Origin of the sequence: Hallella mizrahii (assembly GCF_009695775.1) — a bacterium.
Taxonomy (GTDB): Bacteria; Bacteroidota; Bacteroidia; order Bacteroidales; family Bacteroidaceae; genus Prevotella; species Prevotella mizrahii.
On the sequence record NZ_VUNG01000009.1, the window covers coordinates 81,713 to 95,449 of the forward strand.

The 13,737-nt window shown below is 52.6% G+C and carries 9 protein-coding genes and 1 tRNA gene; 1 reads left to right on the forward strand and 9 read right to left on the reverse strand.

Translation table 11 applies throughout. The annotated features are described in order from the left end of the window. Positions 1–53 precede the first annotated feature (53 nt). The 8 genes from FYJ73_RS05610 to FYJ73_RS05645 form a co-directional block, all read right to left on the reverse strand. Positions 54–1,433: an aminotransferase class V-fold PLP-dependent enzyme gene (locus FYJ73_RS05610; protein WP_154533729.1), complete on the reverse strand. Its 1,380-nt coding sequence runs from the start codon at positions 1,431–1,433 to the stop codon at positions 54–56. Positions 1,434–1,622: 189 nt separating this feature from the next. After that, positions 1,623–2,972, reverse strand: a complete 1,350-nt coding sequence (gene sufD, locus FYJ73_RS05615) for a Fe-S cluster assembly protein SufD (RefSeq protein WP_154533730.1) — start codon at positions 2,970–2,972, stop codon at positions 1,623–1,625. Between the two features lie 12 nt (positions 2,973–2,984). Next, positions 2,985–3,749 (reverse strand): Fe-S cluster assembly ATPase SufC, encoded by a 765-nt coding sequence (gene sufC, locus FYJ73_RS05620; RefSeq protein ID WP_154533731.1) that lies wholly within the window; start codon positions 3,747–3,749, stop codon positions 2,985–2,987. Between the two features lie 24 nt (positions 3,750–3,773). Next, on the reverse strand, positions 3,774–5,231 hold the full coding sequence (sufB, locus tag FYJ73_RS05625; RefSeq protein ID WP_154533732.1) for a Fe-S cluster assembly protein SufB: 1,458 nt from the start codon (positions 5,229–5,231) through the stop codon (positions 3,774–3,776). 247 nt (positions 5,232–5,478) lie between these two features. Further along, positions 5,479–8,397: a translation initiation factor IF-2 gene (infB, locus tag FYJ73_RS05630; protein ID WP_154533733.1), complete on the reverse strand. Its 2,919-nt coding sequence runs from the start codon at positions 8,395–8,397 to the stop codon at positions 5,479–5,481. Positions 8,398–8,467: 70 nt separating this feature from the next. Next, positions 8,468–9,742: a transcription termination factor NusA gene (gene nusA, locus FYJ73_RS05635; RefSeq protein ID WP_154533734.1), complete on the reverse strand. Its 1,275-nt coding sequence runs from the start codon at positions 9,740–9,742 to the stop codon at positions 8,468–8,470. Positions 9,743–9,813: 71 nt separating this feature from the next. After that, positions 9,814–10,281, reverse strand: a complete 468-nt coding sequence (gene rimP / locus FYJ73_RS05640) for a ribosome assembly cofactor RimP (protein ID WP_154533735.1) — start codon at positions 10,279–10,281, stop codon at positions 9,814–9,816. Between the two features lie 185 nt (positions 10,282–10,466). Continuing rightward, entirely contained in the window at positions 10,467–12,140 is a 1,674-nt protein-coding gene (locus FYJ73_RS05645) for a S41 family peptidase (RefSeq protein ID WP_154533736.1), read from the reverse strand. Positions 12,141–12,306: 166 nt separating this feature from the next. Between FYJ73_RS05645 and FYJ73_RS05650 the strand changes: the two genes are divergently transcribed. Further along, positions 12,307–12,380: transfer RNA gene (locus FYJ73_RS05650), tRNA-Asn, on the forward strand. A 378-nt stretch (positions 12,381–12,758) separates the two neighbouring features. On the opposite strand, the gene FYJ73_RS05655 is transcribed toward FYJ73_RS05650, so the two are convergent. Next, entirely contained in the window at positions 12,759–13,526 is a 768-nt protein-coding gene (locus tag FYJ73_RS05655) for a carboxypeptidase-like regulatory domain-containing protein (RefSeq protein ID WP_206081702.1), read from the reverse strand. Between the last annotated feature and the right edge of the window lie 211 nt (positions 13,527–13,737).

The following is a 13,737-nucleotide window of genomic DNA, read 5'->3' on the forward strand; positions in this document are numbered from 1 at the left end:
ATGATGAGCGATGAATGTTGAGTATTGAATGACGAATGACCCATGACAAATGCTCAGAACATCTTGCGCACGCGGTCAATGCCGGCAACAAGCGTGTCGATCTCCTCCTTGGTATTGTACAACGCAAAGGAAGCACGCACGGTTCCCAACACCCCCAGACGATCCATCAACGGCTGCGCACAATGGTGACCCGTACGCACAGCAATGCCCAGACGGTCAAGGAGAGTGCCCAAATCCATGTGGTGGATATTGCCTACATTGAAGCTGACGACAGCGTCGTGGAGTTGAGAGTTGAAAGTTGAGAGTTGAGAGTTGAAAGTTGAGAGTTGAGAGTTGGAAGACAAGTGTTGAGAGTTGGAAGACAAGAGTTGACTATTCTTGCCAACTGCATCAAAGCCATAGCCCTCTTTCCTACGGTTGTAATCATTCTCATCTCTCAACTCTTCAACTCTCAACTTTCCATAGATTTTCATCTCCGGTATCTCCTGAAGCCGCTGAATGGCGTAGCGGGTGAGTTCCTGCTCATGAGCCGCAATGTTGTCCATCCCTAACTTCGTCACGTAGTCAAGTGCCATGGCGAGTCCATGCGAGGCAATATAGTCGGGCGTACCGGCCTCAAACTTCAAAGGCGGACGCTCGAAGGTGGTATGCTCAAAGCTCACGTGCTCAATCATCTCACCACCCCCCTGATACGGCGGCAACTTCTCCAGCCAAGCCTCTTTGCCATAGAGCACGCCAATGCCTGTGGGACCATAGACCTTGTGTCCGCTGAAGACAAAGAAATCGCAGTCGATGTCCTGTACATCCACCTTGAAGTGGGGCGCACTCTGAGCACCGTCAATCATCACGGGCACACCATGCTCGTGGGCAATGCGCACGATGTCCTTCACAGGATTGACCGTACCAAGGACGTTGCTCACATGACAAACCGATACGATGCGTGTCTTCTCAGTGAAAAGGCTTCTATAAGCCTCCATGTCGAGGATGCCGTCATCGCTCATCGGTATGACCTTAAGCACAATGCCCTTCTTGCGTGCTTGCAATTGCCAGGGCACGATATTGGAGTGGTGCTCCATTGTGGAGACGATGACTTCATCGCCTTCCTGCATACACTCGTCAGCGAAAGTGCTGGCCACCAGGTTCAGTCCCTCGGTGGTGCCACGGGTGAAGACGATCTCTGTGGTGGACTTGGCATTGAGAAATCGTCGTACCGTTTCACGTGCCTGCTCATGCAACTCGGTAGCCTGCTGGCTCATCCAGTGCACGCCCCGGTGTACATTGGCATTGACATTGAGGTATTCTTCGCGCATAGCGTCCAAGACACAGAGTGGTTTCTGTGTCGTAGCCGCGTTGTCGAAATAGACCAACGGCTTGTCGTAGACTTTACGCGACAATATCGGGAAATCTTCCCGCACTTGATTGATATCGTACATAGCTAAATAGTTGAGAGTTGAGAGTTGAAAGTTGAGAGTTGAGAGTTGAGAGTTGAAAGTTGAGTGCTAAAGAGTTGAAAGTTGAGTGCTAAAGAGTTGAAAGTTAAAGATAAATGCAGCAAAGATAGAGCTACGCATACCCCTCTATCCTACGGTTCAAATAACTCTCAACTCTTCAACTTTCAACTCTCAACTCTTTTTGATTTTGCAATTCTCACAGTTGCCGAGCTCACCGCGGAAGCGCTTCTCCACGAGGTGATGGAGCCGGTCGCGCAAGGGTTCGAGCTTGATCTGGTCAATGACCTCACCAACGAAAGCGAACTCCAGAAGCAACTTAGCCTCATGCTCGTCGATACCGCGCTGCTGCATATAGAAAAGCGCAGCGTCGTTGAGCTGTCCCACCGTAGAGCCATGCGCACACTTCACGTCGTCGGCATAGATCTCCAGCATCGGCTGAGTGTACATCCGCGCCGTCTTTGTCATCACAAGATTCTGATTTGTTTCCTGCGATGTTGTCTTCTGACTGCCATGCCGAACGAGCACTCTACCGGCAAAGGCACCGACGGCCTGCCCGTCGAGCACATATTTATAGAGTTCATGCGAATCGCAGTGTCCCACCTGATGATCGATGAGCGTGTTGTTGTCGACATGCTCACTGTGGTCAGCAATGACGCAGCCGTTGCACCAGCACTCAGCGCCCTCGCCCTTGAAGACCAGGTCGAGTTTGTTGCGTGTCACGCCATTTCGTAGTGTGATGACATTATGATTAAAGCGGCTGTTGGCCTGCTGCTCGACATAGACGTTGGACACACGTGTATTCTTCTCGTGAGTCTGCTCCAGACAATAGAGGTCGAGACCGGCATTGTCGCCAACATAAGCCTCGATGACCTGCGTGCCAAGGAAGTGACGGTCGTCGGCGGAGTCGTCGCAGAAGAGGAACTTAGCCTCACTGCCTTCGTCCATGACAATGAGTACACGGCGGTTGACCATCAGATCCACGTCAGAGCGCAGGATGTTCACCACCTGAATGGCACGGTCCACTTTGACATTCTTCGGCACATAGACAAAGAGACCGTCCTGCGCCAGCATGGTGTTCAGCGCGGTCACCGCGTCCTCTTCAGTCTTGGCGATCTTACCATAGTACTTCTCCACGAGGTCGGGATGGTTGTGCGCCGCGTCGCAAAGACTCTCCACGACGACGCCCTCGGGCAATTGCGCCTTGGGCAGTGCCTTCTTATAGAACTGGTCGTTGACGACAAAATAGAGAGAAGTGCTGAGGTTGGGTACATCACAATGGAAGACATCGTAAGGGTTGACCGGGATGTCAATGCGGTTGATGTTCAGTCCATAGTCGGGTGCGAAGAGTTCCTGCATGTCGGTGTACTTATATCGCTCAACCTTGCGTGAGGGAAAGCCCTGCCGCTTGAAGTCCTCAAAAGCCTTGTCGCGCAGCGCGTTGAGCACAGGCGCGCTGTGCCCGGCAATCATCTGCCGCGTCTGGCTGTAGAGGTCGATATATTGTTGTTCTGCTTGAGTCATACGCCAACCTCCTTATTTACCATATTTAGCGTCAGCCTCTTCCTTGATCCAGTCGTAGCCGCGCTTCTCTATCTCCTTGGCGAGCTCTGGACCTTCGGTCTTGACGATACGACCATTGTACAGCACGTGCACAATGTTGGGCTTGATCATGTCGAGCAACCGCTCGTAGTGCGTGATGACGATAATGGACTTCTTCGGGGTGAAGAGCTTGTTCACACCATCAGCTACAATACGCATGGCGTCGACATCCAATCCTGAGTCAGTCTCGTCGAGGATACTCAACTGTGGGTCGAGCATTGCCATCTGAAAGATCTCGTTGCGTTTCTTCTCACCACCTGAGAAGCCCTCGTTGACGGAGCGGCGTGAGAGTTTGGCGTCGAGCTCCACGATCTCACGCTTCTCGCGCATAAGCTTCATGAAGTCGGCAGCCGTCAGCGGCTCCAAGCCCTGATACTTCCGTTTGGCGTTGACGGCGGCCTTCATGAAGTTGACCATCGACACGCCGGGGATCTCCACAGGGTACTGGAAACTGAGGAAGAGCCCCTCGCGGGCACGGTCTTCGGGCTTCATCTCCAACAGATTCTTACCATTGAAGATGGCCTCGCCCTCGGTGACGGTGTAAAGCGGATTTCCGGTAAGCACAGCAGACAGCGTAGACTTACCCGAACCGTTAGGTCCCATGATAGCGTGAATCTCGCCGTCGGCGACGGTGAGGTTGATACCTTTTAATATCTCTTTGCCTGCAATAGAGGCATGTAAGTTCTTTACTTCTAACATTGTTCTAATCTATTCTAAGTTTGTTTATCCTACGGTTCCCTCCAAAGAGACGGACAGCAGTTTCTGTGCCTCCACGGCAAACTCCATAGGCAGCTTGTTGAGCACCTCCTTGGCATAGCCGTTGACGATGAGCCCGACGGCATCCTCTGTGGGGATACCGCGCTGATTGCAATAGAAGAGCTGATCCTCGGAAATCTTAGAGGTCGTCGCCTCATGTTCCACAATGGCGGTGTCGTTGTGAATGTCCATATAGGGGAAGGTATGCGCACCGCAGTCAGAGCCCAGCAGCAGAGAGTCGCACGAACTGTAGTTACGGGCATTCTCGGCACCCGTTGCCACTCTCACAAGCCCACGATAGGAGTTTTGGCTGTGCCCGGCAGAGATACCCTTTGAGATGATCGTGCTCTTGGTATTCTTGCCGATATGGATCATCTTCGTACCCGTGTCGGCTTCCTGATAGTTGTTGGTCACGGCCACACTGTAGAACTCAGCCTGCGAGTTGTCGCCGCGCAGGACGCACGATGGATACTTCCACGTCACGGCCGACCCCGTCTCTACCTGTGTCCAGCTGAGCTTTGAGTTGACACCACGGCAGTCACCACGTTTGGTGACGAGGTTGAGGACACCACCTTTACCATGCTCATCGCCGGGATACCAGTTCTGCACAGTAGAGTACTTCACCTCAGCATTGTTCATCACCACGATCTCCACGACAGCAGCATGGAGCTGATTCTCGTCGCGCATCGGTGCCGTACAGCCTTCGAGATAGCTCACATAAGCATCGTCATCGGCAATGATCAGCGTACGCTCAAACTGTCCGGTGTTGCGGGCGTTGATGCGGAAGTAGCTGCTCAGCTCCATCGGGCAGCGCACGCCTTTGGGAATATAGACAAAGCTACCGTCAGAGAACACTGCCGAGTTGAGTGCCGACGTGAAGTTGTCGCGATAGGACACCACACTGCCGAGATACTGACGCACGAGGTCAGGATGCTGCTTGACGGCCTCACCGATACTGGAGAAGATGATACCCTTCTCAGCTAACTGTTTCTTGAAGGTTGTCTTCACCGACACCGAGTCCATGACAGCGTCGACAGCCGTACCGCTCAATGCGAGGCGCTCCTCCAAGGGGATGCCAAGTTTGTCGAAAGTCTTCTCCAGCTCGGGATCTATCTCCTTGTTTTTAGGCTTCTTGGCCAACGGATCGGCATAGTACGAGATAGCCTGAAAGTCGATGTGCGGCACATGCACGTGGCCCCATGTGGGCACGGGCAGCGTGAGCCAATAGCGGTAAGCCTTCAAACGAAAGTCGAGAAGCCAGTCAGGCTCGCCTTTCTTCTGCGAGATCAGACGTACCACATCCTCGTTGAGTCCTTTAGGGATGATGTCTGTATGGACATCGGTGGTGAAGCCGTACTCGTACTTCTGCTCCGCCACTTCCCTGACGAACTTGTTCTTTTCTTTATCGTTGATTTGTATTTCCATAAATGATAATATATAGAGATTGGAAATATGACACCATTGTCGTCAGCCTCAAAGCGACAAACAACGTGCCACATGGCTTGGGACAAGTCAAAGCGGTCACAAATGTGGTAATTTGTCAAGCTTCTGTCCTTGTCGGCAATATTGAAAAAGCAGGGGCGCAACAGATCTGACCTATTGCGCCCCCACCCTATATTCTGTTCGATACACCTTATTATATATATAGGTGCCGCGCACCTCTCGCCGCCGTTTAGAGCTTCTGCTCTACCTCCACCTCAGTGAAGGTCTCGAGCTGGTCACCCACCTGGATGTCGTTGTAGTTGACGAGCGAGATACCGCACTCCAGTCCGGCGGCAACCTCTTTGGCATCGTCCTTATAGCGTTTCAGGGCAGCAATAGGAGCTGTGTGTACGACAATGCCGTCGCGAACCACACGGGCCTTGTCCTTGTTGTGGACTTTGCCTTCGGTGACAAGACCACCGGCAATGGTTCCCACCTTGGAAATCTTGAAGACCTGCTTGACCTCTACCTGTCCGGTGACGATTTCCTTCTTCACCTTGTCGAGCATACCGACCATAGCAGACTTTACGTCGTCGATGGCATCGTAGATGACTGAGTAAGTGTTGATCTCCACACCGTCGTTGTCGGCGAGCTTACGGGCAGCAGCCGAAGGACGTACCTGGAAGCCTACGATGATGGCATCGGAAGCATCGGCCAGTGTGACATCGTTCTCCGAGATCTGGCCGACGGCCTTGTAGATGACCTTGACCTGTACCTTCTCGGTAGACAGCTTGATGAACGAGTCGCTCAGAGCCTCCACGGAACCGTCGGTATCACCCTTGACGATGATGTTCATCTCGTGGAACTCACCACGCGCGATACGGTGCGAGATGTCGCTCAGTGTCAGACGGGTCTGTGTACGCAGGCTCTGCTCACGCTGGAGTTGCTCACGCTTGTTGGCGATATCGCGCACCTCCTGCTCTGTGTCAAGCACATGGAACTGGTCGCCGGCCGTCGGTGCGCCATTCAGACCGAGTACGATAGCGGGCTCGGCAGGCTTCACGTCGTCGATGCGCTGGTTGCGCTCGTTGAACATAGCCTTGACACGGCCCCAGCTGGTACCGGCGATGACATAGTCACCCACATGGAGCGTACCATTGCTCACCAATACTGTGGACACATAGCCACGGCCCTTGTCGAGCGAGCTTTCGATGACCGTACCGGTAGCCTTGCGGTTGGGGTTGGCCTTGAGGTCGAGCATGTCTGCCTCCAAGAGCACCTTGTCCATCAGGTCATCAACACCGATACCCTTCTTGGCACTGATCTCCTGGCACTGATACTTACCGCCCCACTCCTCGACGAGGAGGTTCATCTGTGCCAAGTCCTCACGTATCTTGTCGGGATTGGCTCCCGGCTTATCAATCTTGTTAATGGCAAACACCATCGGCACACCGGCAGCCTGACAGTGGGCGATGGCCTCCTTGGTAGTAGGCATCACGCTGTCGTCGGCAGCAATGATGATGATGGCAATATCCGTCACCTGTGCACCACGTGCACGCATGGCGGTGAAGGCCTCATGACCCGGCGTGTCGAGGAACGTCACCTTGCGGCCGTTCTTCAGTGTGACACTATAAGCACCAATGTGCTGGGTGATGCCACCAGCCTCACCGGCGATGACGTTGGTATTGCGAATATGGTCGAGCAACGATGTCTTACCATGGTCGACATGACCCATGACGGTCACGATCGGCGCACGTGGCACGAGTTCGCTCTCGTCGTCCTGCTCCTCGCTGACAGCCTCCTGTACCTCAGCACTGACATACTCGGTCTTGAAACCGAACTCGTCAGCCACCAGGTTGATGGTCTCAGCATCGAGGCGCTGGTTGATAGAAGCCATCACGCCAATGCTCATCAGTGTGGAGATGACCTGGTTGACACCTACGTTCATCATCGTGGCAAGTTCAGAGACGGTAACAAACTCCGTCAGTTTCAGCGTCTTGCTTTCCTTCTTCTCGGCACGTGCCTCCTGGTTGAGTTTCTCCTGCACAGCCTCGCGCTTCTCCTTACGATACTTAGCGCCCTTCTTGGTCTGGCTCTGCTTACTCGTCAAGCGGGCAAGCGTCTCCTTGACCTGACGTGCTACATCCTCCTCTGTAACCTCAGCGGGCTTCTGTCCACCGCGCTTGCGGTTCTTCTTTTTCTTGCCCTGTCCATTGCCATTGCCTTGTTGGTTGGCAGCAGCGTTGATGTCGACACGGTCCTTGTTGATGCGCTGGCGCTTCTTGTGGTCGTTGTTGCCACCGTTGCCACCGTTCTGCTTGGCCTCGCGCTCACGACGGCGCTCTTCCTTGGATTTCTTCTTCGGACGTGTGCTCTGATTGATGGAGTCGAGGTCAATCTTTCCGAGTACGTTGACCTTTGGCGTGCTGAGGATCTTCTTCTCGCTGGAGAGTTGGAACACCTTGCTGCCCGGCTTGGGCTCAACGACCTCAGCCACCTTCACGGCAGCGATCTTTGGAGCGGCAGGCTTCTGAGCGGGTTTCTGCACGCTCTCCTGTGCTGCGGTCTTCACCGGCTCTTGCTTCTGCAGAGCGTTGGCGGCTTTCTCCACATGGTTCTCTGCCTTGGATTCCTGCTTTGCGGGCTCAGTCTTGGCCTGCTCGGGCTTTGGATTCTGCGACTGCGGCTTGGCAGCTACGTTGTCAGCAGGTTGCACACGTGCTGGTTGCTGCCCGGCTTTCTGCTGAGCAGGAGCAGGCTGAGGATGACTGACGGCAGCAGTCGTCGGCTCTGCTTTCTTGGGTTGGGAAGCATCAGACTTGATGACCACCGGTTTCTTGCCTACTGTGCTGAGGTCAATCTTGCCCAGCGGCTTGTAGGTCTGATGACCTGTGCCCTCCAGCACACTGCTGCCAGCGCGTGTATCTGATGGCTTAGCGGTCTGCGGACGCTTCTTGTCCTTCTTCTTACCAAAGAGCTTCTCGGCGTCGGTGCGCAAGGCTGCATCTTGCTTGAAAGCTTCGACGAGCGCAGCGTGCTGACGCTCATTGAGCTTGTAGCTAAGATCGGCTTTGACCTCGCCCAACTCGCTCTTCTTTTGCAGGAATTCAACTGCCGTTTGCATTCCTATGTTTAATTCTCGTAATGCTTGGTTTAATCTGATGCTCATATACCCTGATATGTTCTACTTTCGTTTAAATTAATAAATGTGTGATGTGTGCGCCGTGCGGAGCAGCCTGTTAGTTCTCAAACTCCTTGCGCAGCACCTCGAGCACATGGTCGACGGTCTCTTCCTCCAAATCGGCCTTCTCCACCAGCATCTCGCGGGGAGCATTGAGGACTGCCTTGGCGGTCTCGAGTCCTATGCCCTTGATGGCGTCTATAATCCACTGGTCGATTTCGTCGCTGAACTGATCGAGATAGACATCGTCCTCCTCCGGATTCTGCTCACCGTCCTTGACCACACGGTACACGTCGATGGTGTATTCGGTCAGCATGGAAGCCAACTTGATGTTCAGACCGCCACGGCCGATGGCCAGGCTGACCTGATCGGGCTGAAGATAGACGTCGGCCTTCTTGTTCTCTTCGTCGATGGTGATACTCGTCACGGTAGCAGGACTCAACGCACGCTGGATAAACAGCTTGGTGTTGGCCGTCCAGTTGATGACGTCGATGTTCTCATTGTTGAGCTCGTGCACAATGCCGTGGACACGGCTGCCACGCACACCGACGCAAGCGCCTACCGGATCGATACGGTCGTCATAGCTCTCGACAGCCACCTTGGCACGCTCACCGGGCATGCGCGCGATCTTCTTGATGGCAATCAGGCCGTCGGCGATCTCGGGAACCTCCTGCTCCAGCAGTCGCTGCAGGAAGGTGGGACTGGTACGGGAGAGTATGATCTTCGGATTGTTGTTCTCGTTGTCGACACGCTCGATGACGGCGCGCACGGTCTCGCCCTTGCGATACATGTCGCCGGGGATCTGCTCGCTCTTGGGCAGGATGAGCTCGTTGTTGTCGTCGTCGACGAGGAGCACTTCGCGCTTCCACACTTGATAGACCTCAGCGGCCATGACCTGGCCGACCTTGTCCTTGTATTTGTTGTAAAGCTGATCGTGCTCCAGTTCCAGCACCTTGCTGGCCAGTGTCTGACGCAGCGTGAGGATGGCACGGCGGCCGAACTTGGCGAAGTCGACTGACTCAGACACTTCCTCACCCACCTCGTAGTCGGGCTCTATCTTGCGTGCGTCGGTGAGACTGATCTCTTTGTTTTCGTCAGCCACCTCGCCGTCAGCGACAACCACACGGTTGCGGTAAATCTCAAAGTCACCTTTGTCGGGGTTGACGATGACATCAAAGTTTTCGTCGCTGCCGTAGATCTTTGCCAGCACGTTGCGGAAGCTTTCCTCCAGCACGCTCACGAGCGTGGTACGGTCGATGTTCTTGGTATCCTTAAACTCCCGGAAGGAGTCGATCATCGACACTTGCTCGTCGTCTTTCTTTCTTGCTACCATATATATTTTTCTTTATTGTTTCTCGTTGCCTAAGGCTGTGCCAAGACCTGTGTCCGGCTCAAGCCCTGTGCTTATTTGAAGTTGATGAGATACTTGGTGTATTTCACCTCATCCATGTTGAAGTTGTGGTCCACGTCCATCTTCACAGGACGTTTCTTGCCTTCAACTTTCACTTTTTCGTTGACAGTGACCACAAAGTTGCGTCCGTTGACACTCTTCAGGATGCCGCGCACCTTCTGTCCGTCAGCCTGCAGCACTTCCACGGGCTCGCCCACGAAGTTGTGGTACTGCTGTTCCACCTTGAAAGGCTGTCCGAGTCCTGCCGACCCCACTTCGAGTTCATAGTCCTCGTCATCGCGGCTGAGATGGTCCTCGATATACTGGCTCAGCTGTGCGCAGTCTTCGATCCACACGCCGTCGGCATGATCAATTTCAACTGTAATCTTGTCATCGGGCGTAACATTGACATCCACCAAGAAGTAGTCTTTGTCCTCCAGCCACTCATTCACTAATTGTTTTACGACGTTCTTGTCTATCATATCATGCAGTTAAAAAACATGCGTTTATAAAAAAATGAGGAGCTCTCGGGAGCCCCTCATTCCACTGAACACTGCAAAGTTACTATTTTTTTTTCATATTCCATTCACTCGACCATACTTTTTTGCTTTCCCACTGCTAAAATACTGTGTTTTCATGCGAAAAAGTATGAAGTGCAAGCTCTTGGCTATTTTTTCTGCTTTTCACCCACCGTGAGAATACCAGCATAGCGCTTTGGATCCTTGAGCAAGGCATAGGCTGCCTGCACTTGCTTGTCGTAGCGCAGCGTGTTGAGGATGGCACCGCGCTGATAGTAGTAAGCCGAGACGATGTCACTGGCAAGCAACTGTTTGATGCCTTCTTTGTTGAAGTCGAGATCCTTGGCAAGATTGTGTTTCAGCTTTTTCTTCAAAGCCTCGAATTCTGGCTTGGCGTCGTCGTAATATCCCTCAAACTTCGCCACTTTTTCAAGGTTGTCGAGGGTTTTCTCGCTCATGGCGTCGTATTTAAAACGACTGTTGAGCACGCGCTGCTTAAACTCGTTGTAGTCGGCATCGCTAAGGTCGAACGTAGCGGCAGACCCGATGGTGGGATGCTTGGCGATATAATCAATCTCGTAGCTGGAGACAAGCTCGTCGGAGTCTTTCACCGCAGCAAGGTAATAAGCGAGGTTTGACATAGAGTCGGCCTTTACTTCTATGTCCGGTATGATGCCGCCGCCGTCCATCACCTTACGTCCGTGGGCTGTGTAGAAGGTGCGCTTAAGCGAGTCGGCTACGACTTCGGTAGAACCGCCGTTGGCATGTTTATAGGTGATCTTCTGGATACAGCGGCCCGAAGGAATATAATATTTGTTGGTCGTCAGCTTCATCTTGCCGTTGTAAGGCAGATCCATCACGGTCTGAACAAGCCCTTTGCCGTAGGTCTTCGTACCCATGACCACGGCTCGATCCATATCCTGCAAGGCACCGCTGGTGATCTCTGAGGCAGACGCACTGCTGCCATTGACGAGCACCACCACGGGCATGATGGTATCGACTGGCTCCACTGTAGTGAAATAGTCATTGTTCATGCGTTTGACCTTTCCACGGTTGCTCACCACAAGCTTGCCTTTAGGCACGAAGCAGTTGACGATGTTCACAGCCTCAGGCTCCGATCCGCCGCCGTTGCCGCGCAAGTCGAAGACAAGTGCTTTCATGCCTTGCTTCTTCATGTCGATGATGGCGTTGCGCACAATCTTGCCGCAACCTTCGGTAAACTGGTTGAGATTGAGGTATCCGATGCCGTCCTTCTGCAAACCATAATAGGGAACAGCTGGCAACTGAATAGCACGGCGCGTGACCTTGAACTTCATTTCCTTGCCGGTGGAGGGGCGCAGAACTTTCAACAAGAACGTCGTCCCGGCATCGCCACGCAAATGGTCGCTGACATAGTTGTTGTCGCGCTTAGTCATGTCCTCGCCGTCGATGCTGAGGATAATGTCACCCTTCTTCAATCCCACTTCCGCCGCCGGCATGTTTTCGTAAGGCTCGTCGATGCAAACGCGCCCGAGTTTGAAGTTGTAGCGGATCAGCGATCCGATACCAGCATACTTGCCCGTGAGCATCATCTTCACGTCCTTGCTCTTGTCCTCGGGATAGTATTCGGTGTAGGGGTCGAGCGAGTGGAGCATGGAATTGATGCCGTAGCCCACCACCTCGTCAGCGTCGAGCGTGTCGACATACATCATATCGAGGTTGCGGTAGATGGTGTTGAACACTTCAAGGTTCTTCGCTACCTTGAAGTTGTGGTCAGCGTCTGCCTGTGCCCAGCTCATGGTGGTGAGCAGCAGACAGGCGAGTGTCAGAAACGTCTTTCTCATATCTTTTTTATGTCGTTTTTCGTATATATTTAATGTATCACGGGTGCAAAGATACGAAAAAGAGGCCATAAAATCATCTTTCTCAAAAAAAAGTTGCAAAAACATTTGGTGGTTTCAAGGAATGTCCGTACCTTTGCAATCGCAAATCAGAAATGACACGCACACTGCTTCAGTAGCTCAGTTGGTTAGAGCACCTGACTGTTAATCAGGGGGTCGTTGGTTCAAGCCCATCCTGGAGCGCGTTACAAATCAAGGAGTTAGAGTAAATCTAACTCCTTTTTCGTTTTAGCTGTGTACATGTGGTGTACATAGAGATTTTATTTCAGCCCTATCACAGACTGTCATACATCATTACGAAATCCCATCTTTAGGCCGTTTTAAGACCATCTCCAACTGTTAATTGGTGGTATGCTGACGTGTCACTGTGCGGACATAGCTCGCTGAAAGACCGTTCTCCGATCCGCTCTTAGTGCGCGAGAGGCGATCGACGGAATAGGATTGCGAAGTATTGAAGCGTAGACGTTCCGCATCGATGGGTGCTTGGAGACTGGGGACTGAGAACCATTGTGGCAAAGCGGCTGAGGATCCTCGTCCATAGAGCGTATAGAAGCTAAGGCTTTATCCCTCCATGTCACGCCCCGTTCGGTCGTATTGGACTGTGTATTCCAACTGTTTCTTTTTTCCAATCTGCATTGCTGCGGCGTCGCCTCCAACATGCGTTGGCTGACCTACAAGGAAATAAGGTCGCAGAATTGGTACCAAGCGGTCGCGCACAGAGTCCTTCAGCGTGATGTTCATGCCCACGTCGTCGGTGAACACACGGTTGCGCAGTGCTTTGATAGGCTGATCGTGATTCACCACCTCAGCTCTTTTCACATCCCTGGCGCGGATATTATCAGTGAGCTTATTGTATTGCCCTTTACTCAGGTCCATGCCCTCCACGGTGAATCGGCTGAGTTCTTTGCCATTATAGCTGATTCTTCCGTTCTTGGCAACCTCCACACCAGGGAGTTTTTTCAGTACGTCCTTCAAGGTGTTGTCTCTGTCGGTGGCATAATGAGTCAGATCATAGATGATGGTATCTTTTCGTTGTAATACAGGCGAGGCTAATACCCTCACCTCTTTCAGCCGAAATGACTTTTGTGCCATACGGATAATGTTCCCATCGTCTTTTTCCAAGTCGATGGTTTGCCTGCTATAGTCCATCAGAGAGCCTTGCAGCTTGTCGTTTCTTTCCCTTTCAACCTTCAGCGAGAAGTATCCGTTTTTGTCCGTCCTTACAAACGTCACGGTCTTTCCTTCCCGTTTCAGCATAACACTTGCTCCCTCCAGTCCGTCGCCCGAGAGGGAGTCCACCACTTGACCCGTAATAGTAGTTTGGGCCAACAAAGGTAGGTGCAGGAAAATTAAAAAGAAGAACCTAAAATCCGCAAGCAATCTCAATGACAATCTCAATTGCAGTAAAGAGCGTGAACACTATGCATCATGATAGTATGAGCGTGAATTTTGTCCGATTTGTGCACACCATCCCCTTACCCCACGATGCGACTTGAGGTAATACGCAGATTAAAACCATAAGGAACGGATTTTATCCGAA